Genomic DNA, 22,507 nt, shown 5'->3' on the forward strand with positions numbered 1-22,507 from the left:
TGACGCCGGTTCGGGGGCGACCTGTTTCATCGCAAAAGGAATTATATATGAAAACGACATTGGCACTTTTGACGGCGCTCGCCGTTGCAGGTACAGCCGCGCCGGCTTTTGCAGGCACATGCCCCGCCGGACAAGAAGGATCGAATCCGCTTGCGGGTGCGGCAACGATGCCTGCCAAAGTAACGGACGAAGTATTGAGCACGGTGGATCTTGGTCCGGAAATCAACGTCAACGGCCGCAGTCTGCGTCTGCGTAAGCTTGTTCTGCAGCCGGGCGGAGTGGTTCCGATGCACAGCCACGCCGATCGCCCGGCTTTGATCATGACGGCTAGCGGCACGGTCACCGAATATAGCTCAAAGTGCCTGGTGCCGATTGTGCACCATGCGGGCGACGTTTCGACCGAAACCAACAATGTCACGCATTGGTGGAAAAACACCGGCAAGACTGTCGCAATTCTGTACTCTTCAGACGTCCACAATGACGGAAAAGACACGCGTAACGCAATGCAATGACCCGATTGCAAACCTCCCACCCCCTAAATGCAATCGGTGGTTACCCTGAGCGCCCCGGCTCAGGGTAACCTTAATCCCATCCGGTCTGATACCATCAAGCAAGGCAGGTCCCGTTATGCACAAGATCGTGAATAGTCTTGCCGTACCAAGAAATCTGTCGGTACGGCTCGCCAATTGCCCTGCCGACATTGCGGCAGCCCAGCGGTTACGGTGGGAGGTGTTTTACCGGGAACGTGGAGCAATATCTTCGGGAAATGTCCAAATGGATTGTGACCCATATGATCCTGTCTGTGATCATTTGCTGGTCGAAGACAATGCGCTGGGCACCCCCAAAGTAGTCGGGACATATCGGCTACTGCGTCAAAGCATCGCCGCCATGCGTGAGGGCTTCTATAGCGCGGGGGAATATGACCTTTCGCCGCTTTCACATAGCCCGGGCGAGCAGCTTGAACTTGGACGGTCATGCGTAGCATCGGAATATCGCGATGCCGGAACAATACAGCTCTTGTGGCGTGGTATTGCGACATATCTTCGCCAACATCAAATCTCGACCATGTTTGGATGTGCGAGCTTTCACGGCATCGATCCCGACGCCCATGCCGATACACTTTCCTATTTGTGGCATAATCATCTGGCTCCACAATCCTTGCGCGCCCGCGCGCTAGAGGAAAGATATGTCGACATGGCACGCTTGCCTTTGGGCGGTTACGATCCACGCCAGGCGATGCGCAAATTGCCGCCTCTGCTGAAAGCCTATCTGCGTGTAGGCGCGCAGGTCGGCGACGGTGCTGTAATCGACCACCAGTTTAACACGGTTGACGTGTTCATTGTCATGCCTGTGACCGAAATATCGGAACGCTATACCAGTCGTTTTGGCGCGGCTGCGTGAGCAGCCCGCATTTGGTCTCGCACGAGGCTCGCCAACTCTTTTCTATCGATTTTGGCTGCAACAGGGGGCAGAAACTCGACCTGTGCTAAGGTGGATGACTTTGCCAACCGAATTGCCCCGGACAGCAAATCATCATCGTCAATCCATGCAACCTCACGCTGGCGATGCGGTGACAGGGCCGTCCCTTCTGCTGACAGGTAACGGATAACCACCGCTTGGACTACGGATGCAGAATCCGCCGCGGCAAACAGGGTCGTGCGAAAGGGCAAAATGCCGGTTCCATCCGAAGTGGTTCCCTCTGGACAGAGTATAACTGATCGTCCTGAAGCTAATCTTTTCCGAATTTCGGAAACTTGTGCTTGGCTTTTGAATTGTTCAGTCCGGGAAACAAAGACTGGATTGAAACGGCGTGCCAACGCGCCGATCACGGGCCAGTCCTTCATGTCGGATTTGGCAACAAAATCGGCGTCCAAAAGGGCCAGCATCACAGGTATGTCCGCCCAACTGACATGGTTCATCACAAAAAGCGTTCCAGGCTTCGTTGATGGCGTCCCCCGATTGACTGTATGAATTCCGAAGCCTTTCGACAGACCTGCGAAAAAGGCTTGTTCGTGCCGCCGTCGGCGCTGAGGAGGCGCGAATAGCCATATCGGTATGCGGAGCATCAGAAATGAGAGCGTCGTAAATGCTCTTGTCCGACCGAAGGGACGCATCTTCCGCCCCTCAATCAAATTTCTGTTGAAGCTTAAAGGCCACCCAGATCACAAAGCACATGATCATTATCGAAGCCCAAGCATATGGCCACAGCAGGGGCATTCCCACGAGAATGAGCCCGTCATTGCTTCCAGGTACAAGAAGGCTGCCCCAACCCATCAGCATTCCACCTGCAATACAGCGCGCGATCGTGCGGGAACTTTGTCTGTGCCATGCCAGATGGCCGCCAGCCCAGCCTCCTGCTATTGCACCTGCTAGAAGGGACGCGAACAAAGCACCTTGCCAGATCAGACTGTCGAACATGCCCCGCGAAATGTGGAGCAGAAGATCCATATAGCTCCAGGCGCCCACCGAAATGAGCATGATGACAAATGTGATGCCAATCAGGATTGTCGCTTCATGTGGAGCCCAAAGCTGTGTCCAATTCCCGCCCTCTGCTTGCCGCGACCTAATAATCCGGAATATGCGCCAAAGCGCGTAGAGGCCGAATGCCGGCGCCAGCCAATATGGCAACGTCGACCCCGCCGGAAGCGTGTCGGTTATGACAGGCATTTCACCCTTAAATAAAAGGGGGGTCGTAATGATACCGATATAGAAACCCAAAGGGGTCAAGGCATATGCCCATTGACCTGTACCGAGCCGCGCAATCGCACCAAAAACGCACGCCTGATTTACAAAAGCACCAAGGCCAAGCAACGTAGCCCCGATGACCGTCCAGTGACTGAAAGCAAATCCGCCGGGAATTTCTGGAAGAAAGCCAAGCACCTGTGCTGTCAACAACCCGCCTGCGACCCAGAGCGAAGTTTCTGCCAGCGCCATTGTCTTGGTTGCGGTTCCATTATGAACAATTTCACCGACCGCGGCAACGGTACAGGTTGCGCCGCGCTGAATGGCAAAACCCATTAGCGCGGCGCAAAAAGCCGCCAGCAAAAAGGTAAAACTGGCAACCGCAACCATCATTTTGTTGTACTGGATGCAATCGAGGCTGCAACTTCGCTAGCCATTTTGAATTGGGCATCACGGTTTTTGATGCTGTAGCGTTGTGCGATGAAACCAAAGTCGGTCCAGGCAACGCTGACGCTACCGTCAGCTTCTTGCACGACAAGCATCCGAACCGGCCAATCTAGACCCGAATAGGGATTAGAGGACAAGAACTGGACGCCTAGAGGCGGATTTCCAAACAGGATCAATTTGGACGAACGGATCGTGATATTCGCACCGGCACCCAATTGCGACTGGTCGATTTCGGTGAAGAATTTGATGCCTTTGCTTGCAATATCGGCCTTCAATCGCTCGACGGTTTCGTCCACACTATAAACACTTTTAACGGTCAAAACACCTTGCGCGGCGGTTGCAGGCGCCGCAGGTTCAGCTTGAATGGCCGGCGCAATAAGGGTTGCAGCGCAAAGCGCGATAAGCAATTTTTTCATGTTCATGTCCTTCGATTGAATAGAATATGCAGCGAGCGGTTGCTCATGGCACTCTTTTGCCACCGCATTGTGCCCACATGAAATTGCAATCGGGCATGACAGTTATAACCGGAGAGCATTTCTACCACCGATTGGCCTTGTATATTTCGCTTTTTTGTTGCGGCGTTTAGGCATAAAAAGCCGTGGGCATTCGAGGAAAACAGCCATGAACCAACCAATTGTGACGGCATTAGAGCAGGCTGTCCAACATGTCCGGGATCGCGATGTCCCACTGGCCGAACGGCTAAACTATATCGCGTCACAGGTCCGGACATTGAGCCCGGAATTTGCCAACGCAGTCGACACTTTCGTGGACCGACTGGAACGCAGCGGTGCAGGCGACCAAGCGCCTGCCGTAGGCGATGTCATGCCATCCTTTATTCTGCCCGATGACCAAGGGCGTCTGGTCAGTTTGGAACAGTTGCTGGAGGTGGCGCCCGTCGTTGTCGCTTTTCACCGCGGGCATTGGTGCCCCTATTGCCGACTGAACGCTGCCGGACTTGCGCAGATTGAAAATGATATCAAGCCGGTCCAGATCGTTGCGATTTCGGCTGAAACCCAAAGCTACACCCGTGAATTGAAAGCCGAGTCACGTGCGAATTTTCCATTCTTAACGGACGTCAGTAACGGATATGCCTTGTCTCTCAATCTGGCAATTTGGGTCGACGATGCAATGTCTGAATTGATCGCCAGTGTCGGTTGGGATATTCCGAAATATCAAGGCAGCGATGGCTGGATTTTGCCTATCCCATCCGTTTTCGTTGTGGGACAGGATGGCCTGATAAAGGCGCGCCATGTCGATCCGGACTATCGGCGGCGGTTGGAATTGAATGACTTACGTATCGCGGCGCGCTCAGTCCTCGCGTAGTCCGACGTCCCTGTTCCAATCTTTACACCGCAGCAAGTTCAGAAATGCGGCTGCTTCGCGCGGGCGTGGTCGGCCTGCCACTGTGTAAACCGCGACAGTACGCTGCAGATCCAGAGAGGGTAAGTTTAAAGGAAGGCCTGATGTAGTGCGCAGCGCATGTTTCGGCGCAACAGCTATTCCAAAACCAGCGGAGACAAGTGCCTCCAAATCCTGACTTGAATCGACTTCATGTGCGCTATTCAAATTGACGCCCGCATTATTGAGGCGTTCGCGTTCGTAATCGGTAAGATCCAGTCCACTGAACAAAAGAAACTGTTCCTCGCGGATAAGTTCGACATCCAGTTCGACATCGTTACGCATTGCCAAAGCATGGCCATTGCCAACCATCAGCCCAAAGGATTCGGAAAACATTGGCCATGCCTCAAGCCTGTCCCAGGTTTCTCCCAGAGGTCCGCCCATGGCAATATCGACCTCTCCGGACTTGAGCATCCCAGCGATTTCAGACGCGTTTCCACGCTTGAGCTTAATCTGAATACCCGGAAAGGCAGGATACATTTCCTGCAGCGGCCCCATAATCAAAGCTGAATCAAGCGAGCGCGCCACAGCTATGGACAATGACGAGACCTCTCCTCTGCTGACCGCTTTTGCGAGCGTTTTTGCTGCGATAGCAGCATCATGGCACTGCCGGAGCATAGGCAGCATTTTGTTGCCAAGATCGGTCAGGTGGGTGTGCCGCCCTTCGCGCCTGATTAGATCGCCTCCAAGCTCAAATTCCAACAATTTGATAGCGCGCGTTAATGCGGGTTGCGTCACGCAGCATTCTTCTGCGGCCCTCGTGAAATTGAGGGTCTTTGCAACCGAAATGAAATAGCGGACCTGTTGCATTTCCATGATTAGGTCTCCACAATCGTTTACCACGATAATGTAAAATGTAGCGCAGTCAATCCGGCCAACATGACTTTCATTAAGTCGCGAAATGAATAAATAGGTTGCAGAATTGCAGGATTGGTGCTCCAAAATGCGGCAATGTTACCTGACAATCGGGCAATCCACTCCGGCGTAGAGGTGGCTTGGCGTGAATGAGATTTCTATCTGGATGCGTAGTTTTGTCGCTGTGGCAAATGCCGGAAGCTTCTCAGCCGCAGCAAATCAGATTGGCGTGACGCAGTCTACCATTTCAAAACAGATCGTCGGACTGGAACGACATTTGGGAACGCAGCTGTTTCGCAGAACGACGCGTTCCCTTGCCCTCACCGCAGACGGAATGCTCTTCCTAGAGGGCGCATTGCGTGCGCTTGCCGCAATTGACGAAGCGGAATCTCTTGTTGGGTTGGTTACAAATATTCAGGGCACGGTCCGAATGACGTGCCCTTTAAGCTTGGCCGAAAGCCGTATCATCAAAATGATCGGGCGATTTTTAGAACGTCATCCGAAAATGGAGATCGATCTGCAATTGTCTGACCACGCGCTCAATTTGGTTTCGGATAATTTGGATCTGGCCATCAGGGTCGGACAACTGGGCGACAGTCGACTGACCGCACGGAAAATCGGGATGGCCCGGCGCGTGATTGTGGCTTCACCCGATTATCTCGACAAAATGGGTCGCCCTACAAAGCCAGCGGATTTGCGTCGGCATAACTGCATTTCCTATACGCTTTTGAGCACCGGCAGCCGATGGCAATTTGTGGGTGGCGAAGCCGCCGTTGTTTCTGGCAATTTCCGGGCTGACAGCCCCCACGGTTTACGCGCAGCCACATTGGCCGGAATTGGCATCGCCGCTAATGCCCATTGGCTTTTCGAACAAGAACTAGCCTCGGGTGCACTTGAAATTGTACTGCCAAATTTCGAGCTATTGCCCATGCCAATACATGCGGTGCTGCCATCCGGTCGCTTCGTCAACGCGAGAACGAGGGCTTTACTCGATCATCTTGTCGATGAATTTGTTCGAGATCCCTTGCTTTCGACGAGGACAAGTGTTCCCACTTAGTGACGTCAGGTGTTGAGCGAAATGTATTTTCAAACATTCAGGGCGCTCAACGGAAGATCGCTGTCAAACGTAATATCGAAGGATTTTCTGAAAATTGTTCTTTCAAGGAAGTACGATTTCACTGAACGAACGGCCGATTTCGCTAAACTCCCTCTCTTTATAACTCGTCGCGTGCGCCACTGAGTTCGAGTTCTTTGTCGTCGGCAAGGGACGCGATGATCATCATTACTGCGTGTAATTGGGTCGAAGTCAGCGTGTCGGGAAGTTTGGCGACCAGATACAGATTGGCGCCTTCTATTTCCCATGAACCGAGTTTGTTGATCCGGCTGTTGCGCATCAGGTCGAGCGCCTTGCTGCCGTCTATCTTGTCGCGCGCAACGATGCCGGCTGGCGAAAAGATTTTGCGGATGACCACGCCATTTGCCGTTTCTGTCGCGCCGGAGACGAAGATCATCTGGGTGCGCTTTTCGCGCGCGAAATCGATGGTGACCTTGTAATCGCCATCCTTGTCGATTTCATATTTCATACCGATTTGTTCGAGCCGCTTTTCGACCGTGGCATCCTTTGCATGAACGGCGGCAGATGTGGTGAAAAGCGCAGCGGCAGTGATCAGCAATGCCGACAGCCTGTATGATGCATATGTCCGGTTCATCTGACCCCCTCGCTTTCGTCCCTGTGGAATGCGCGCTGCGGAATGTGCGCCATTGCACCGCGTCTGTCCATATGGCCTGATAATTCCAGTGGCCGGCGCTACGTTCGCCTTCGGGCGTTTATCCCGATGGCTCTGACCCTCATACAAATCTACTTTTGTGTGCGATGCTTTGTGGGGGTGACGCCAAAGGCGGACCGGAAGCAATAAGTGAAATAGGCAGGCGAGCAGAATCCCAGAGCATAGCAGACCTGCGACACCGACATGTTGCTGGTCGCAAGGATCCGTGCCGCCTGCAGCACTTTCATCCTTGTCTGGTAAGCGCTGAACCCCGTGCCGAACAGGCTTTTGAAGCGCCGGGAAAAATAGGGTGCCGACATGCCGCAGAGCGAAGCGGCATCGGCCAGCCGCAGGCTTTTGCTCTGTTCGCGGTTCAACTGGTCCAGCAGCGGACGGAAGCGGGACAGGGCGGATCCTGTATCCTGGGCCGTTGGCCATGTTCTTGCAGTGGCCTGGCGAATGGCGAGTATGAGCGTTTCAAGTTGCAGGGCCACTGCCCGTTGGTCCGGCTCTGTGGCGAGGGACTGGCCAAGCCAGTCCATCAGCATTTCAATCCGGTCGAACTGTTTGGGATCAAGAAGCGTAGCCATCGGGGCCGGCGGTATGGACGCCGATTCAGAGTCAAGCGCATAGGGATCGAACTGGACGAGCGTCCATGCCCGTTCCCCTTCGTCAAAGGCGAAATCATGGACGGCCATGGGTGGCACGAAAACAAGCGATCCGGGCGAAAAAGACACCGGTTCATTTTCACTGATGAACGCGCCCGTGCCCGCCTTGACCAGCACAAGTTCGGCAGGGCCGTGGAAATGCGAAAACCGGCGGGGCACAGCCGTGGCGGCATCCTGGGCGACATGCTCCACACGCGCAACTATTCCAGGCAAGAGCGGAACGGCTTCGGATATGGGCAGCAGCATGACAAGATTTTTATAGATTATCGCCGATTTGCTGACAATATCGGCCCATGCATTATTATTTTTGACAGTTAGACTGACCCGGTGCCGCCCGCAAAGCGGCATGGGGAGGGATCAGCCATGTCACCATATCGTGCCAGCGCGGGCTACAGGCTGTTGCTGTCGACGCCTTCTGCCGGGCTTGGCATTGCATTGACGACACAGATCACCGCCCTGTCTTGGTTGCTGGAAAGCCGGTATGATCTTGCCATAGACGATATCGCGCTTGTGTGGGCCGCAGGTCCTTTGGCGGGGATATTGGGGCAAGTAGCGGCCGGGCATACGAGCGACCGGAGCTGGATCTGGGGTGGAAGGCGCCGCGCCTATCTTTTGATGAGCGGCGTATTCTCATCGCTTGCCTTGCTGGCTTTGCCGGAGCTTGGCACGGTTGCCGCCGCATTGGGCGGCCTGTCCATCGTTCTGGTTGCTACCTGTGTTGCCTTGCTGCTGGACGTTGCCATCAATGTCGGTCTCAATCCGGCGCGCGCCTTGATTGCCGATATCGTTCCGGCCGGCCCGGAACGTTCGCTGACATTTGCCTATATGCAAACGCTATCGGGAGCGACCGGCGTGGCGATTACAATTGTTGGTGCCTGGCTCGGCAATATGTGGATGATAATGATTGCCGCCTTTCTGGCGCTGCCATTGACATCAATACCCGCTTTTCTGGTCCGCGAACCGAGCGAAATTGCAGCGCCCGCCCTTGCCGAGAAACTCAATCCGAAACTGCTGTTGGCCATGCTGCTTCCGATCGCGCCTGCTGCGTTGTTCGCGGTGATTTGCTCGGCGGCCAAGATCGCGGGAATTACAATTGCAGTCATACCACTTGCCCTCGCCACGGCGGTTGCAACGGCTGTTCTTGCCATCCCCATTTTCCGGACCAAGCGGACGGATCAGGTGGCACTGGCCCGGCGGATCCTGTTCGCACAGGGGCTGAGCTGGATCGGCATTTTCGCGATGTTTGTTTTCCTCGCCCCGGTTGTCGCCGAGCGGTTGCCCCATCTGGATCAGGAAAAGGTCGGGCGCGATATCGCGATATCGCTCGGTCTGTTCAATCTGGTCGCGGCGATTGCACCTCTTGCGATATTGATGCCACTCGTTGCGCGGTTCAGGCGGGCATATGTTCACGCCGCAGGGATGTTGCTGATGGGTTTGGCCTTTGGCGCCATCGGGCTTCTGGTGCAGACGGAGCTGCAGCTATGGCTGTGCATGGCCGTTGCCGGCATTGGCTGGGGGTCGCTGGTCAGTCTGCCCTATGTCATTTTTTGCGATCGCATCGATGCGCGGCAATTGGGGCTGCTGTTGGGCATTTTCAACCTTGCCGTCGTCATCCCCCAACTGGTGGTCAGCCTTGGCCTCGGTGCCATCGCACCGTCACTTCCCGCACGCGGTGACCTGTTTGTGATTGCCGCAATTGCCCTGTTTGCCGCCGCGCTGGCCTGGGCAATGGTTCCACCCCTTGCAAAATCGGATCACCAATGATGTCGCAGATCGATACCCCTTTGCACCTCGATGATGCCGTTATTTCGGATTACCGTGAAAATGGTTTTGTCCGCTTGCCTTCCGTGTTGCCGCCGGAGGATCTTGCGCATTTCGGTTCGGAAATTACGCGGTTAACCCTCGCGCTCAATACCCAGAACAAACCGATGGAAGAACGCGACACCTATGACCGCGCCTTTCTTCAGATCATGAATTTGTGGCGGCAATCCGATGTGGTGAAACAATTTGTATTTGGAAAGCGCCTTGCCGGTATTGCCGCTGCGCTGATGAGGGTTGAACGGGTCCGGCTCTATCATGACCAGTCCCTGTACAAGGAACCATCCGGCGGATTTACTCCGGCCCATGCGGACCAATATTATTGGCCCATGGCGTCGGACCGGACGATCACGGTCTGGATACCCTTACAGCCCGTTCCACTCGAAATGGGGCCGCTGGCCTTTTACAGGGGCAGCCACAAGGCCGAGTTCGGGCGTGATCTGCCGATTTCCGACGAGAGCGAAATTCAGATCACCGCGGCGATGGAGGCGCAGGGCTTTGCCATTGACGAGCAGCCCTATGCATTGGGCGATGTCAGTTTTCATGCCGGCTGGACATTCCACCGGGCCAGCCCCAACACAACCGACAGGCCCCGATCGGTCATGACCATGATCTATATGGACGCCGACATGAAACTGGCCGAGCCGGTTAACCACATGCAGGCCGCCGACCGCGACCAATGGTGCCCCGGCGCACAGATTGGCGCGGTGATCGACACGCCGCTCAACCCCGTGATTGCGACAACGGCATGATGTGGCTGCGTCTGTGGGCCGCGATGGTCATCGCCCTGGCACTGCCGCTGCATGCGGGCCCTGCGCCTCGCCCGGCGGAACCTGTCGACCATGTCGATCCCTTCATCGGAACCGATGGCACCGGACATACATTTCCCGGGCCCAGCCGTCCGTTCGCGATGGTTCAGCCGGGGCCCGACAATGCAGATTCCGGCTGGGCCTTTACGTCCGGCTACCAATATCGCGCGCCCCAGATTATCGGATTTTCCCAAAACAGGGCCAGCGGTACCGGAATTCCCGAACTGGGGGATGTCCTCCTCCAGCCTAGCCAGACCCGCCGCGACGACTTTGCCAGCCGCTATGCGAAAGACAGCGAGAGGGCGACGCCCGGATATTATGCGGTCACACTGGCCGATAATGGCGTGCGGGTGGAACTGACATCCAGCCTGAGGACAACCTTTCACCGCTACAGCTTTGACAAAGTCGGACGCGTTTGGGTGCTCGCCGACCTGCAACATGGCCTGACCTTCATGACGGACCGGCAACCGGTTCTGTCGAACGATGTGCGGATGACAAAATACGGATTTGAAGGGGTTCAGCAGCGCACAAACTGGACCCGGCGCACCGTCGCCTTTTCGGTGGCATTCGATCACCCGGTGGCCGAGGTCATTGCCATGCCGCCCCGTGCAACGGACGCCGCGCCGCGTTTTCTACTCGCTTTCGACCTGAAGGGCGGCCGCGTCCTGCAGGCCAAGATCGGATTGTCGACGGCCGACATTGCGGGCGCCCGTCTAAACCGCAAGGAAATAGGGGGTTGGAATTTTGCGCAGGTCGCAGCGGATTCAAAGGCGGAATGGAACCGGTTGCTGGGGCGTGTCCGCATAGAAGGGCCGCAGCAGCAGCAACGGATATTTACCACCGCGCTCTATCATGCCTTTCTGCATCCCTCTGTCATCTCCGACCGCGACGGACGCTGGCGCGGGCCGGACGGGAAAATTCGCAAGGCGGCAAAGGGGCTGCGTTATTCGACATTTTCGCTGTGGGACAGTTTTCGTGCGGCGCAGCCTCTGTACACCCTGCTGGTGCCGGAACGGGTCGATGATTTTGCCAACAGCCTGCTCGACTATGCCGACGCAACCGGGCGGCTTCCGATCTGGCCGATTTGGGGCGGGGAAACCGGAACGATGATTGGTGAGCCCGCGCTGCCGGTGCTGGCGGATATCTGGGCCAAGGGTTTTCGCGGTTTCGACGGGAAACGGGCGCTTGCGACCATGGTGGCGACCGCCAGCGAGGATGCCGCGCTGTCCCAATGGAGCATTTACGACCGTTATGGATATTACCCGTATGACAAGGTTGAAGGCGAAGCCGTCTCGAGCACGCTGGAGGCCGGAATTGGAGTTGACGCCGTGGCGCGGATGGCCCAACTTCTGGGCGATAATGCGACTGCACAACGGTTCAGAATGCGCGCGCAAGGATGGCGCAAACTGATTGATCCCGAAACCCGGCTGGCGCGCGGACGGGATAGTGAAGGGAACTGGCGCACTCCCTTTGATCCTCTGAAACCAACCTCTCCGCTCAACAATCCCGGCGACTATACCGAGGCGAATGCCTGGCAGTATAGCTGGACACCGGCGCTGTTCGATCCGCAGGGCCTTGGCGAGGCAATGGGTGGCGCGGCGCATTTCCGGCAGATGCTCGACCGCTTCTTCTTCGAGCTCAAACCCAGCTCCGGTGCCGAATATCTGGGGCAGGAGGCGATGATCGGGCAATATGCCCATGGCAATGAGCCCAGCCATCACATTGCCTGGCTCTATGCCTTTACCGACAGTCCGGAAACCGGACATAGACTGGTCCACCGCATTGCCCACGACTTTTACAAGGATAGTCCGGACGGCATAATCGGTAACGAGGATGCGGGGCAGATGAGCGCCTGGTACATATTCGCCACGCTCGGATTCTACCCTGTGCAGCCGGCCAGCGCCCAATATGTGGCGGGCATACCATTGGCCGGGCGCGCACATATCAGGGTGCCGGGGCGTCCGGCACTCGATATCATCCGCGAAGGTAGCGGTGACCGGCTGGGTAGCGTGGTGCTGGATGGTGCGCCGCTGACGCCCACCGCCATTGCGCACCGCCGTCTTGTGCGCGGCGGAAAACTGACATTTACGACGAAGAGGTAACAATGGCAGCCAGGGAATTATGGGGACGGATAAGCGCGGCAATCATCGCTTTTGCGGTATTATGGGCACTTTGGCCCCCGCTCGGCGGCGCTTTGGAAAGGGGCGCAAGCCTTCCGTTCGCTATCTGGAGCCTGCTGCGCATGTTCACCATTACCACCAATTTGCTGGTCGGTGTGGTGTTCGCCCGGATCGCCTTGCGCGGCACGCACAGCGTGTCGCCGATTGTCATCGGCGGCACCATGCTCGCCATTGTTCTGGTTGGTGTGGTGTTCAATCTATTGCTTGGCAATCTGCCACACCAAAGCATCTGGTATGCAATTGGCGACAATATCCATCATGTGGCCGCCCCTTTGGCGGTGCCCTTATGGTGGCTTCTTTTCTCCCGCCATGGTGCACTCACATGGTCAGCACCCTTTATATGGGCGCTCTATCCCCTCGCTTACAGCGCCTATACCGTCATCCGCGCCCAGTTCATGCCGCAGGGTACAGGCATATATAGCCGCTATCCCTATTTCTTCATGGACGCCGACCTGCTTGGCTGGCCCATGGCACTTGCCAATATGGCAGGCATCGCCATCGGCTTTATCCTGTTTGGCATGTTGGCAGTGGCGGTGGACAGGTGGCTCGCAAAGCGGATGTGAGGCGCATCGCGATGTTGTCGTTCACCCATCATGCCCTGCGCAATTTTGGCATAGCCCCACAAGTTCGACATATCTCTGCGCAGGGTGGAACCGGAATGCCCGTGCCTTTTTGTCCAGGTACTGATGGATAGCATCGGCTTCAACAGGCTGCATTGCCTTGCAGTTTCGGCAGGTACACCACAGCAATGAACAGGGTGTCCGGGCGATGAAGGCATAGCTTCGTTCGGTCACGATGGACTGGATCTCGCCGCGCCTGATCATCGGTTCCAGCACCCGGTAAATACTGTTTGCATGGCACTTCCGGCCCTGCATCCGGGACACTTGCCGCGCGATGTCATAGGCGCCCAAGGGCGTGTCGCTCGTCGCCAAAATCCGTATCACGACATCCCGCAACGGCATCAGTTTGGAACCTTTCGCGCTGCGAGGCGGGCGTTCCAGACATGTGCGCCTGCAAGGCAGATCGCTCCCGCTACGGTAATGACGAGTTCAATGCGGCTATTCGCAATGAACAGGGCACCAAAGCCAAGCAGGCCCAAACCTGTGGCGGCCCCAAGCATGGGCAGTCGCCGTCGGTGATGCTTATGCCCGGATCGTAACGCGAGGATGCTTATGGGAATTGCAGCCGAAAGCATCCAGATATGGAAGGCCTCGGGCAAAACAAGGCCCAGACTTGCGGCGGGCAACAGCAGCAGCAACATGGGCGTCGCAAGGCAGTGCACAAGGCACAGTGACGACAGGCCGATCGCGGCACGATCCAATATCCGGCCGAAACCCGACACGCATTTTACCCCTTGATTGAACGACGGGCACAAGGCTAGTGCCCTTACGTGAGATGATACATCATAACATGATTCGCAAGGGCTGTTCTATGCAAACCGTCGAAAAACTTCCTGTCACCGTCCTTTCCGGATTTCTGGGTGCGGGCAAAACCACTTTGCTGAACCGGATTCTGGCCAATCGCGAGGGGCGCAAGGTGGCGGTGATCGTCAACGACATGTCCGAAGTAAATATCGATGCCGAACTGGTGCGCGGAGGGGAAGCGGCCTTGTCCCGGTCCGAGGAAACCCTGGTCGAAATGACCAATGGCTGCATCTGCTGCACATTGCGGGACGATCTGCTGAAAGAAGTGCGTGGCCTCGCGAGCGAAGGCCGGTTTGATTATCTGGTCATCGAAAGCACCGGAATTTCCGAACCCCTTCCCGTCGCGTCGACCTTTTCCTTCCGTGACGAAGAAGGCGCGTGCCTTGGCGATGTTGCAAGGCTGGATACGATGGTGACCGTTGTCGATGCTATCAATTTGCTGAACGACTATTCGAGCCAGGATTTTCTCGCCGACCGAGGAGAGTCGTTAGGCGAGGACGACAATCGCAGCCTTGTAAATCTGTTGGTTGAACAGATTGAGTTCGCCGATGTTATCATCATCAACAAGGCCAGCGCGGTCACCCCCGACCAGTTGAAAACGGTGAAGCAACTGGTGGCCTCCCTCAATGCCGGCGCGAAAATCGTGACGGCCGATTATGGCGACGTCGACCTGAAGCATATTCTCGACACCGGCCTGTTCGACGAGGAAAAGGCACAGGAGCATCCTTTGTGGTACAAGGAGCTGTATGGCTTTGCCGACCATGTTCCTGAAACCCAGGAATATGGTATCGAAAGCTTTGTCTACCGGGCACGAAAGCCCTTCGATCCTGCGAAGTTTCACGAATTTCTGACGACCGACGGTCTTGACAATGTGGTCCGGGCCAAAGGGCTTTTCTGGCTTGCAACCCGACCCTGGTGGGTTGGCGATCTGGCGGTTGCAGGCAGCCAGACGGTCACGGCACGGCTGGGGCGATGGTGGGCTGCGGTGCCCAAGAACCAATGGCCGCACGACGGCAGTTTTGAAGAACATGTCGCGCCGAACTGGGATACCGTCTGGGGCGACCGGCGCCAGTCGCTGGTGTTTATCGGCATCGGAATGGACGAGGCAAAAATTCGCGCGCGACTTGATGCCTGTCTTGTAACCGAAGACCGTTTTGCCCCCGAAAGATGGAGCAAACTCCCCGATCCGTTTCCGAATTGGGGACCCAACACCCACGCCCTGGAGGCCGCATAATGACCGTTGCCATCCAGACACGCGCCGTCGTCGCCGGCAATGCAGATGTGCTCCATGCCCTATGCGACGAGTCGGTTTCCATCGCCGTCTGGAACCGTGATTCCCCGGTAAATGATATGGCGCTTGATGGACTGCGCAACCTTCGTTTCACCGCTTCGATCGCCAGTCTTGCCGGACAACTGGATCGCGAACTTGCCTCCGCCGGATATCATGCGGGGGCCTGCCATGACCTTCTGGCCACCGATATTGTGGCGCTGGCCCGCCGGTTTGGCAGGGTGATGCATCTGGATGAAATCGAGATCCGGCTGGAACATGTCACCACCGATGCCTGCAAGAAATTCCATGGCGACTATGTCACGGCGCGATTGATCTGCACCTATATCGGCCCCGGCACACAATGGCTGGATGGCCCCGATGCCGAAGAGTGCGGTTGCGGCGAGCCGCATGATATCCAGCAGATGCGCCCCGGTGATGTGGCCATGTTCAAGGGGCGGATCTGGTCGGAAAACCACCCTGCCATCCACCGTTCGCCTCCCATTGAAGCCCTTGGGCTGGAACGGCTCGTCCTCGTCATCAACCCCCCAATGCCGCGCTAGGGTGCGGAGGAAGGGTGGGCCCTTCAACGGGATCGCAAGGTTCGAATATCGGTATGAGACCCGTTTTTCGAACGCTTATGGGAATATGGTCGGGAGGCAACAGCATGAACAAAGTGACTTTTCTACCGCTGCTGCTGCTGGCGTCTCCGGTCTTTGCCCAGCGCGCTGATGAAAATGCGGTCACGCAGGCCGAGGACGCTTTTGGGACGAGCATCGGCAATGAAGATGTCGGCATTTACAACAGCTTCGACGTGCGCGGATTTTCACCGACACGTGCGGGGAACATCCGCATCGAAGGGCTTTATTATGATCAGGTGTGGGCGCTTACCTCCCGTCTGCGCCGGTCGACCACCATCCGGATCGGCATTTCCGCACAGGGCTTCCCCTTCCCTGCGCCGACCGGGGTGGTCGATTATGCCTTGCGCAAGCCGGGCAACGAATATGGTCTTTCGGTTGTTGCCGGCGGCGACAGTTATGGTGCGATAACCCTGGAAGCCGATGCGGTTGTGCCGCTTCAAACCGACAAGCTGAGCCTTGGCGCCGGTATCGGTCTTTACAAGAACGAATTTTTCAATGGCACAAACAGTCTCCAGCATGTCGAAGGTGTGTCGTTACGCTGGACGCCCAATCCGGATATCGAAATCATACCATTCTGGTCGCGGTCCGATATTTACGACGACGAAATCGGCCCGGTCCTCGTGCCGGCGGGATCCTATCTGCCACCTCGGGTCAAGCGCCGCCAATATCTGGGGCCGCAATGGGCGGAATATGAAGGTGTAGCGAGCACTTATGGCGGAATTGGCCGGTTTGATCTGTCGCCGGACTGGCAGCTGCGGGGCGGGGTCTTCCAGTCCTATTTCTCCAATCGCACCGATCATTTCGCCTTCATCACCGATCTGACCCCTGACGGGCAGGGTAATTATCTGGTCTTCGCAGACCCGCCAAACCGTTTGGCATCGACCAGCGGCGAATTGCGCTTGTCCCGAAAATTTTCCGAAGGCGCGCGTTTTCATCAAATCCATCTTTCGCTTCGCGCGCGGGACCGCGAAAGCCGATATGATGGCACCGATGTGATCGATCTTGGGCCAACCCGGATCAATATGATCGTAAATGCCCCTGAACCTATCCGCAATTTCGGTCCCCAGACCCGCGATACGGTCAGGCAGCAGACGTTGGGGATTGCGTATGAGGGGCGCTGGAAAAATGTGGGCGAGCTCAGCATTGGTATCCAGAAGACGCGCTATCGCAAACGCACCGACCAACCCGGGCTGACCCCTGCGGTAGCACGTGACAACCCCTGGCTATTCAACATTGCCGCTGCCGCCTATGTAACAGACAGCCTGGCAATCTATGGCGGGTACACGCGCGGGTTGGAAGAAAGTGGCGTGGCACCACCGAATGCCAGCAATCGCAACGACGCCTTGCCGGCAATTATAACCAGTCAGCGCGATATCGGTCTGCGCTGGTCCCTATCACCGAAGGTCAAGCTGATCGCGGGACTGTTCGATGTGCGCAAACCCTATTTCAATCTGGATGCCGCCAACCGGTTCGACCTGCTGGGTGATACCAAGAACCAGGGCATTGAAATGTCGCTGTCGGGTGCGCTCACCCCAAAGCTGGACATCGTGGCCGGCGCGGTCCTTTCCCGGCCCCGCGTGACGGGTGAAGGCGTGGCGCTGGGCCGGCTGGGCAAATTGCCTGTCGGACAAACCGCGCGGCGCGTCGATCTCAACCTTGATTGGCGGCCGCCCCTGTTTGACGGTCTGTCGGTCGATGTGAATGTCAGCCATTCGGGCCGGATCATCGCGACCCGTGACAATCTTGTCTCTATCCCGTCGCGGACATTGATCGACCTTGGCGGCCGCTATGCGTTCAAAATCGGTGACGCACTGGCCAGCCTGCGGGTGTCGGCGAGCAACGTGCTCAACAGCTATGGTTTCGACCTGCAGGGCGCAGGTGCCTATGACCTGATTGACGGCAGGCGGGTTGGCGTGAGGCTGGCGGTGGATTTCTGACCACCTGGACCCCCGCTCAATGCGCCGGGTAATGTACCCCCGATAGCGGCGCGATGCGGGCGGGTTCGGGCGTTTCGAATTCGGCCGGAAGGGCATAATCGAGCAGCCATTCCTGCAATTCGGTATATTTGAGCGGGTGGCGGAATTTGATGCCGGCGCGGTTGCCGTCTGCCCAGGCGACGGTCGCGTGGTGGGAGGATATGCCGTCGGCGATCAGCTTGACCACATGGCCGCTGCGCAATTTGGTGCGGGGCGGCAGGTCGCAAAGCCCCGCGCCCGACAGGCCGATATCGAACATCGAGCAGGAAAAGCAGCCGCCATCGGTCACCAGCACAACATTGGCTGCACATTGGTAACGCGGCGGTCGGGGCTTGCGACGGTCGATCCGGCTTTCCGAACGCATCAGAAAGCGCGCAACGTCGATCGCGGCATCGAACTGGATACCGGCATTGCCGTCCTTGGCCCACATCACCCGTCCGGTCATTTTCAGATCGGACCGCAGCTCCAGCGCCAATGGCGCCCCCTGTTTGAGGTCCATGTTCGTTTCAACCCGGGCCCCCATGGTCGAAATATTGCGGATCCGGCAAATCGTCTGGGTATCGGCGCAGGATAGTTTGGCGATCAGCATGACGGCGATATGCCGTGCACTCGCGCGGCGTTCCACGACCTGGATGTCGGGTTCGGCTGCTTCGGCGTCTAGCATATATTGGCTCCATCATCGTGCGCTCACCCCCAAATGGGGCAGCGGCATCTATGGTTAACGGCACGGTCCCTGTTTTCTTTAATCATGTTGCCCAACGTCGTTCGCCGAAGCCCGCATCCCGATTATCGAAGCGGCAATGCAGCCTTGCCGACGGGCGCTAGGCATGACAGCATAGGGAAAATAGTGTCAGGGGATCCAATCATGAACCATATGTTGAAAACGGCCTTGCTGCTGGGCGCCGCCTCTGTTTCAGGCCTCGCTTTTGCGCAGACTCCGCCTGCCGAGGAAAAGCCCGTGAAATGGGATGTCGCCGCCCCTCCCGGCCTGACGGTGCGACAGGTGCAGATTGACACCAATGAAGGGTCCTGGATGAACCTCGACGTCAGCCCGGACGGCAAGACGCTCGCCTTCGATCTGCTCGGCGATATCTACACCCTGCCGGTCAGCGGTGGTACGCCCACCCGCATTGCCGAGGGCCTGCCTTTTGAAACCCAGCCCCGTTTTTCGCCCGATGGCCGCCGTATCGCCTTTACCTCGGACCGGGGCGGCGGCGACAATATCTGGATCATGAACACAGACGGCAGCGACAAGCGCCAATTGACCAAGGAAGATTTCCGCCTGCTCAACCAGCCAAGCTGGAGCCCGGACGGCCGCTTCATCGTCGCCAAAAAGCATTTTACCACCGGCCGCTCGCTCGGCACGGGCGAGGTCTGGCTTTACCATGTGTCGGGCGGTGCCGGGGTGCAGTTGGTCAAAAAACCCAATGAGCAGCACCAGAAGGAACTGGGCGAGCCCATCTATGCGCCCGATGGCAAGAGCATCTATTTCACCCGCAACATCACGCCGGGGCCGATTTTCCAATATGCGCAGGATTCGAACGGACGGATTTTCGATATTGAACGATATGAGCTGGAAACCGGCAAGACCGAAACCGCGGTCGAGGGGCTGGGCGGATCGGTGCGTCCGACGCCGTCGCCCGATGGCACGAAAATCGCCTTTGTCCGCCGCGAACGCACCAAATCGAAACTCTATGTGAAGGATTTCACAACGGGGGAAGAGCGCAAGATTTACGATGCGCTCGATCAGGATGTGCAAGAAACCTGGGCCGTGACCGGCGTCTATCCCAATATGGACTGGTCCCCCGACAGCAAGAGCATCTATTTCTGGGCCGGTGGCAAGATCCGCAAGGTGGATTGGCCGAGTGGCACAGCGAGTGAAATACCCTTCCGCATTGCCGACACCCGCGATGTCATTGATCCGCCGCGCCCGCCGATCGAGGTCGCCCCGGCAAGTTTCAACACCAGCATGCCGCGTGGTGTCATGACGTCGCCCGATGGCCGCACCATTATGTTCGAAACCATGGGCAAGCTTTGGGTAAAGCCCGCAGCGGGCGGCGCGCCCAAGCGCCTGACGACCGCTACCGATGAAATGGAAAGTTATCCCAGCTGGTCGCGCGACGGCAAAAGCATCGCCTATGTCGCCTGGACCGACAAGGGGCTGGGTGAAATCCGCACCATCGCCGCATCGGGCGGTGCGTCGCGCAAAGTCACGGCGCAACAGGGCCATTATGCCCGCCCGCGTTTCTCCCCCGATGGCAAGACCATTGTTTTTGAAAAGCAGCAAGGCGGCGGTCTGACCTCGCCCGCCCGTTCCGATCAGCGCGGCATCTACCGCATCGCGACCGCCGGCGGTGCGGCGGTGCGTGTGCAGGATGGCGGCACCGCCCCGCATTATGGCAGCAGCAACGATCGCATTTTCTACACCGAATCCGGCGCCAACAAGCGCCTGCTGGTCAGCGTCAATCTGGAGGGTGAGGCCAAGCGCACCCATGCGAGCGGCGAGCTGACCACATTGTATGAAGTGTCGCCCGACGGCACCAATTTCGCCTTCCGCCAGAATTACGAGGCTTTTGTCATGCCGCTGATGCCCGGCACGCAAGAGGTCGGCGCCAGCCCCTCGGGCGGGCCATTGCCCGTCACGCGGGTCAGCAATGGCGGCGCGGACTATATGCACTGGAGCAATGGCGGCGCGACGCTGAACTGGGCGATGGGTCCGGTGGTCTATGCGGCACAGACCAGTGCCTTTTTCCCGTCGGCCCCGCTTGCCAAGGATGCGAAGCCTGCAAAGTTCGAACCGCCCAAAACCGGCATTTCGCTGTCCATGCCCGTCAAGGCCGACCGCCCCACCGGTCTGGTCGCCTTTACCGGCGCACGCATTGTGACGATGGCCGACAAGAGCGGGGGCATCATCGACAATGGCGTCGTGCTGGTCGAAAATGACCGCATCAAGGCCGTCGGCAGGGCAGGCGACATCGCCATTCCGGCCGGTGCCAAAACCGTTGATGTCGCGGGCAAGACAATCATTCCCGGGCTGGTCGATGCCCACGCGCATGGTCCCCATGGCACCGACGAAATGACGCCGCAGCAAAATTGGGTGAACATGCTCAACCTCGCCTTTGGTGTGACGACGCGGCACGACCCGTCGAGCAGCGCGGCGACCGTCTTTCCCGCGCTGGAAATGCAGCGGGCGGGGCTGATCATCGGGCCGCGGTCTTTCTCCACCGGCGAAATCGTCTACGGGGCGAAGGCCGCCGATGTCTATGCCGAGATCAACAGTCTCGACGATGCGCTGGCCCATGTCCGCCGCTTGAAGGCGCAAGGGGCGCATAGCGTCAAAAACTACAACCAGCCCCGCCGTGAACAGCGGCAGCAGGTCGTGGCCGCCGCGTTGCAGGAAAATATGCGCTCGGTGGCCGAGGGCGGCTCGCTCTTCGGAATGGACATGAACCTTGTCGCCGACGGCAATACGACGCTTGAACATAATGTACCGCTGGACGTGTTTTACGACGATGTGGTGCAATTCTATTCGAAGACGAAGGTCGGTTATACCCCGACGCTGGTCGTGACCTATGGCGGTCCGGCGGGTGACCCTTATTGGCGGTCGCACACCGACGTGTTCCGCCATCCGTTGATGGCCAGGCATTATCCGCCGGCAGAGCTTGCCGCCAACAATGCACGGCGTGAACTCGCGCCCGAAGAGGATTATGTCGACGACAACAATGCACGCGAGGCGCACAAGCTGGCCAAGGCCGGCGTGCCCGTTTCGATCGGCGCCCACGGGCAGGAGGCCGGCATCGCCGCGCATTGGGAGATTTGGTCGTTTGTGCGCGGCGGCATGTCCCCGGTCGAGGCACTGGCCGCAGGCACGATCGAGGCGGCGCGTTCGCTTGGCTATGACCGGGATGTAGGATCGCTCGAGACGGGCAAGCTTGCCGACCTTGTTATCCTTGACGGCGACCCCACCGCCGACATCCGCAACAGTGAAAAGGTCGCCAAGGTCATGATCGGCGGCCGACTCTACGACGCTGCGACCCTGAACGAGGAAGTCACCGGCACCCGCAAACGCCTGCCCTATTATTGGGAATGAGCAGGCAGGGGACCCAGTGAAGTTGAACGGGGACGGTCCCTTCGGGGACAGTCCCCAACCGGGCGCAATTCCGACTGCGACGCCGGAATATTGGGTGCGCGCGAAGACGCGAAGGCGCGAAGCGGGAGGGGAGAAAAAGGCAAGAAGCGATGCAACTTTGAAAAGCATCGTCACCTTTATAAAGTACCGTCACCCTGAACTTGTTTCAGGGTCTTAGTTTTCAACGTAGCCGTAATAAGGCCCTGGCACGTAGTCACCGGAGGTGGAACAAGCTCAGGGTGACGCTGTGGTCGGCTTCAGGGTGACCTTTGGCTTTGAAAAGCAGGCCCCCTCTCCCATTGGGAGAGGATACGAAGCCTAGGCCGAAGGCCTAGGCGCAGTTGGCGAGGGGTTCGGACGTGAGGATTACGCACTCGAATCACCCTATGTCACGACGCCCCCAATAGGCACAAATCCCCTGATTGCGGGCCAAAGCCGCCCGCAACA

General features: G+C 57.6%; 21 protein-coding genes. 12 read left to right on the top strand and 9 right to left on the bottom strand.

Annotation, left to right across the window (positions count from 1 at the left end; genetic code table 11):
- Nucleotides 1–47 precede the first annotated feature (47 nt).
- Together FOM92_RS13980 and FOM92_RS13985 are read left to right on the top strand one after the other, a co-directional pair.
- Nucleotides 48–512, top strand: coding sequence for a cupin domain-containing protein (locus FOM92_RS13980; protein ID WP_143777431.1), 465 nt, complete (start codon nt 48–50; stop codon nt 510–512).
- Between the two features lie 115 nt (nt 513–627).
- A complete protein-coding gene (locus tag FOM92_RS13985; RefSeq protein WP_143777432.1) occupies nt 628–1,401 on the top strand; it encodes a GNAT family N-acetyltransferase in 774 nt (257 codons plus the stop codon).
- On the opposite strand, the gene FOM92_RS13990 is transcribed toward FOM92_RS13985, so the two are convergent.
- Genes FOM92_RS13990 through FOM92_RS14000 form a run of 3 tightly spaced genes read right to left on the bottom strand, consistent with a single transcriptional unit; the run spans nt 1,371 to nt 3,545 of the window.
- Nucleotides 1,371–2,114, bottom strand: a complete 744-nt coding sequence (locus FOM92_RS13990; protein WP_143777433.1) for a lysophospholipid acyltransferase family protein — start codon at nt 2,112–2,114, stop codon at nt 1,371–1,373. The genes FOM92_RS13985 and FOM92_RS13990 overlap by 31 nt on opposite strands.
- A gap of 10 nt (nt 2,115–2,124) precedes the next feature.
- Entirely contained in the window at nt 2,125–3,075 is a 951-nt protein-coding gene (locus tag FOM92_RS13995; RefSeq protein ID WP_143777434.1) for a YeeE/YedE thiosulfate transporter family protein, read from the bottom strand.
- The gene (locus tag FOM92_RS14000) at nt 3,072–3,545 is read right to left on the bottom strand and encodes a DUF302 domain-containing protein (RefSeq protein ID WP_143777435.1); all 474 of its coding nucleotides are present in this window, start codon (nt 3,543–3,545) and stop codon (nt 3,072–3,074) included. Before FOM92_RS14000 ends, FOM92_RS13995 begins: the two co-directional genes overlap by 4 nt.
- A gap of 205 nt (nt 3,546–3,750) precedes the next feature.
- Here FOM92_RS14000 and FOM92_RS14005 point away from each other — a divergent pair, with 205 nt between their 5' ends.
- Entirely contained in the window at nt 3,751–4,452 is a 702-nt protein-coding gene (locus FOM92_RS14005) for a peroxiredoxin-like family protein (RefSeq protein WP_143777436.1), read from the top strand.
- On the opposite strand, the gene FOM92_RS14010 is transcribed toward FOM92_RS14005, so the two are convergent.
- Entirely contained in the window at nt 4,438–5,343 is a 906-nt protein-coding gene (locus FOM92_RS14010; protein ID WP_143777437.1) for a LysR family transcriptional regulator, read from the bottom strand. The two genes, FOM92_RS14005 and FOM92_RS14010, sit on opposite strands and share 15 nt — an antisense overlap.
- Before the next feature lie 184 nt (nt 5,344–5,527).
- Here FOM92_RS14010 and FOM92_RS14015 point away from each other — a divergent pair, with 184 nt between their 5' ends.
- On the top strand, nt 5,528–6,439 hold the full coding sequence (locus FOM92_RS14015; protein ID WP_143777438.1) for a LysR family transcriptional regulator: 912 nt from the start codon (nt 5,528–5,530) through the stop codon (nt 6,437–6,439).
- Nucleotides 6,440–6,596: 157 nt separating this feature from the next.
- Here FOM92_RS14015 and FOM92_RS14020 read toward each other — a convergent pair whose 3' ends face one another.
- Together FOM92_RS14020 and FOM92_RS14025 are read right to left on the bottom strand one after the other, a co-directional pair.
- On the bottom strand, nt 6,597–7,091 hold the full coding sequence (locus tag FOM92_RS14020; protein WP_143777439.1) for a hypothetical protein: 495 nt from the start codon (nt 7,089–7,091) through the stop codon (nt 6,597–6,599).
- 149 nt (nt 7,092–7,240) lie between these two features.
- A complete protein-coding gene (locus tag FOM92_RS14025; protein WP_143777440.1) occupies nt 7,241–8,164 on the bottom strand; it encodes a helix-turn-helix domain-containing protein in 924 nt (307 codons plus the stop codon).
- Nucleotides 8,165–8,179: 15 nt separating this feature from the next.
- On the opposite strand from FOM92_RS14025, the gene FOM92_RS14030 reads away from it, so the two are divergent.
- Genes FOM92_RS14030 through FOM92_RS14045 form a run of 4 tightly spaced genes read left to right on the top strand, consistent with a single transcriptional unit; the run spans nt 8,180 to nt 13,186 of the window.
- Nucleotides 8,180–9,580, top strand: coding sequence for an MFS transporter (locus tag FOM92_RS14030; protein WP_143777441.1), 1,401 nt, complete (start codon nt 8,180–8,182; stop codon nt 9,578–9,580).
- Nucleotides 9,577–10,386 carry a phytanoyl-CoA dioxygenase family protein gene (locus FOM92_RS14035; protein ID WP_143777442.1) on the top strand — a complete coding sequence of 270 codons (810 nt, stop codon included), beginning with the start codon at nt 9,577–9,579 and terminating at the stop codon, nt 10,384–10,386. Before FOM92_RS14030 ends, FOM92_RS14035 begins: the two co-directional genes overlap by 4 nt.
- The gene (locus tag FOM92_RS14040) at nt 10,383–12,545 is read left to right on the top strand and encodes a GH92 family glycosyl hydrolase (protein ID WP_170226895.1); all 2,163 of its coding nucleotides are present in this window, start codon (nt 10,383–10,385) and stop codon (nt 12,543–12,545) included. The genes FOM92_RS14035 and FOM92_RS14040 overlap by 4 nt, the downstream gene beginning before the upstream one ends.
- A 2-nt stretch (nt 12,546–12,547) precedes the next feature.
- Nucleotides 12,548–13,186, top strand: a complete 639-nt coding sequence (locus FOM92_RS14045; RefSeq protein ID WP_143777444.1) for a Pr6Pr family membrane protein — start codon at nt 12,548–12,550, stop codon at nt 13,184–13,186.
- Between the two features lie 21 nt (nt 13,187–13,207).
- Here the strand turns inward: FOM92_RS14045 and FOM92_RS14050 are convergent, their stop codons facing one another.
- Both FOM92_RS14050 and FOM92_RS14055 read right to left on the bottom strand, forming a co-directional pair.
- Nucleotides 13,208–13,585, bottom strand: coding sequence for a transcriptional repressor (locus tag FOM92_RS14050; protein WP_143777445.1), 378 nt, complete (start codon nt 13,583–13,585; stop codon nt 13,208–13,210).
- Nucleotides 13,585–13,965: a MerC domain-containing protein gene (locus tag FOM92_RS14055; RefSeq protein WP_170226896.1), complete on the bottom strand. Its 381-nt coding sequence runs from the start codon at nt 13,963–13,965 to the stop codon at nt 13,585–13,587. Before FOM92_RS14055 ends, FOM92_RS14050 begins: the two co-directional genes overlap by 1 nt.
- Nucleotides 13,966–14,054: 89 nt before the next feature.
- Between FOM92_RS14055 and FOM92_RS14060 the strand changes: the two genes are divergently transcribed.
- The 3 genes from FOM92_RS14060 to FOM92_RS14070 all read left to right on the top strand — a co-directional run bounded on the left by FOM92_RS14060 (nt 14,055) and on the right by FOM92_RS14070 (nt 17,892).
- Complete coding sequence (locus FOM92_RS14060) at nt 14,055–15,281, top strand: GTP-binding protein (RefSeq protein ID WP_143777447.1); 1,227 nt, start codon at nt 14,055–14,057, stop codon at nt 15,279–15,281.
- On the top strand, nt 15,281–15,877 hold the full coding sequence (locus FOM92_RS14065; protein ID WP_170226897.1) for a DUF1826 domain-containing protein: 597 nt from the start codon (nt 15,281–15,283) through the stop codon (nt 15,875–15,877). Before FOM92_RS14060 ends, FOM92_RS14065 begins: the two co-directional genes overlap by 1 nt.
- 104 nt (nt 15,878–15,981) lie before the next feature.
- Entirely contained in the window at nt 15,982–17,892 is a 1,911-nt protein-coding gene (locus FOM92_RS14070; protein WP_170226898.1) for a porin family protein, read from the top strand.
- Between the two features lie 16 nt (nt 17,893–17,908).
- Here the strand turns inward: FOM92_RS14070 and FOM92_RS14075 are convergent, their stop codons facing one another.
- Nucleotides 17,909–18,595, bottom strand: a complete 687-nt coding sequence (locus tag FOM92_RS14075) for a PilZ domain-containing protein (protein WP_143777450.1) — start codon at nt 18,593–18,595, stop codon at nt 17,909–17,911.
- A 201-nt stretch (nt 18,596–18,796) separates the two neighbouring features.
- On the opposite strand from FOM92_RS14075, the gene FOM92_RS14080 reads away from it, so the two are divergent.
- The gene (locus FOM92_RS14080) at nt 18,797–22,021 is read left to right on the top strand and encodes an amidohydrolase family protein (RefSeq protein ID WP_246087309.1); all 3,225 of its coding nucleotides are present in this window, start codon (nt 18,797–18,799) and stop codon (nt 22,019–22,021) included.
- Nucleotides 22,022–22,507 lie beyond the last annotated feature (486 nt).

The organism is Sphingorhabdus contaminans (assembly GCF_007280415.1).
Lineage (GTDB): Bacteria > Pseudomonadota > Alphaproteobacteria > Sphingomonadales > Sphingomonadaceae > Sphingorhabdus_B > Sphingorhabdus_B contaminans.

Excerpts from the sequence above, each read along its gene's own strand:
- FOM92_RS13980 (WP_143777431.1), top strand. The coding sequence starts at position 48 with ATGAAAACGACATTGGCACTTTTGACGGCGCTCGCCGTTGCAGGTACA.
- FOM92_RS13985 (WP_143777432.1), top strand. The coding sequence starts at position 628 with ATGCACAAGATCGTGAATAGTCTTGCCGTACCAAGAAATCTGTCGGTA.
- FOM92_RS13990 (WP_143777433.1), bottom strand. The coding sequence starts at position 2,114 with ATGCGTCCCTTCGGTCGGACAAGAGCATTTACGACGCTCTCATTTCTG.
- FOM92_RS13995 (WP_143777434.1), bottom strand. The coding sequence starts at position 3,075 with ATGATGGTTGCGGTTGCCAGTTTTACCTTTTTGCTGGCGGCTTTTTGC.
- FOM92_RS14000 (WP_143777435.1), bottom strand. The coding sequence starts at position 3,545 with ATGAAAAAATTGCTTATCGCGCTTTGCGCTGCAACCCTTATTGCGCCG.
- FOM92_RS14005 (WP_143777436.1), top strand. The coding sequence starts at position 3,751 with ATGAACCAACCAATTGTGACGGCATTAGAGCAGGCTGTCCAACATGTC.
- FOM92_RS14010 (WP_143777437.1), bottom strand. The coding sequence starts at position 5,343 with ATGGAAATGCAACAGGTCCGCTATTTCATTTCGGTTGCAAAGACCCTC.
- FOM92_RS14020 (WP_143777439.1), bottom strand. The coding sequence starts at position 7,091 with ATGAACCGGACATATGCATCATACAGGCTGTCGGCATTGCTGATCACT.
- FOM92_RS14025 (WP_143777440.1), bottom strand. The coding sequence starts at position 8,164 with ATGCCGCTTTGCGGGCGGCACCGGGTCAGTCTAACTGTCAAAAATAAT.
- FOM92_RS14030 (WP_143777441.1), top strand. The coding sequence starts at position 8,180 with ATGTCACCATATCGTGCCAGCGCGGGCTACAGGCTGTTGCTGTCGACG.
- FOM92_RS14035 (WP_143777442.1), top strand. The coding sequence starts at position 9,577 with ATGATGTCGCAGATCGATACCCCTTTGCACCTCGATGATGCCGTTATT.
- FOM92_RS14040 (WP_170226895.1), top strand. The coding sequence starts at position 10,383 with ATGATGTGGCTGCGTCTGTGGGCCGCGATGGTCATCGCCCTGGCACTG.
- FOM92_RS14045 (WP_143777444.1), top strand. The coding sequence starts at position 12,548 with ATGGCAGCCAGGGAATTATGGGGACGGATAAGCGCGGCAATCATCGCT.
- FOM92_RS14050 (WP_143777445.1), bottom strand. The coding sequence starts at position 13,585 with ATGCCGTTGCGGGATGTCGTGATACGGATTTTGGCGACGAGCGACACG.
- FOM92_RS14060 (WP_143777447.1), top strand. The coding sequence starts at position 14,055 with ATGCAAACCGTCGAAAAACTTCCTGTCACCGTCCTTTCCGGATTTCTG.
- FOM92_RS14065 (WP_170226897.1), top strand. The coding sequence starts at position 15,281 with ATGACCGTTGCCATCCAGACACGCGCCGTCGTCGCCGGCAATGCAGAT.
- FOM92_RS14070 (WP_170226898.1), top strand. The coding sequence starts at position 15,982 with ATGAACAAAGTGACTTTTCTACCGCTGCTGCTGCTGGCGTCTCCGGTC.
- FOM92_RS14075 (WP_143777450.1), bottom strand. The coding sequence starts at position 18,595 with ATGCTAGACGCCGAAGCAGCCGAACCCGACATCCAGGTCGTGGAACGC.
- FOM92_RS14080 (WP_246087309.1), top strand. The coding sequence starts at position 18,797 with ATGAACCATATGTTGAAAACGGCCTTGCTGCTGGGCGCCGCCTCTGTT.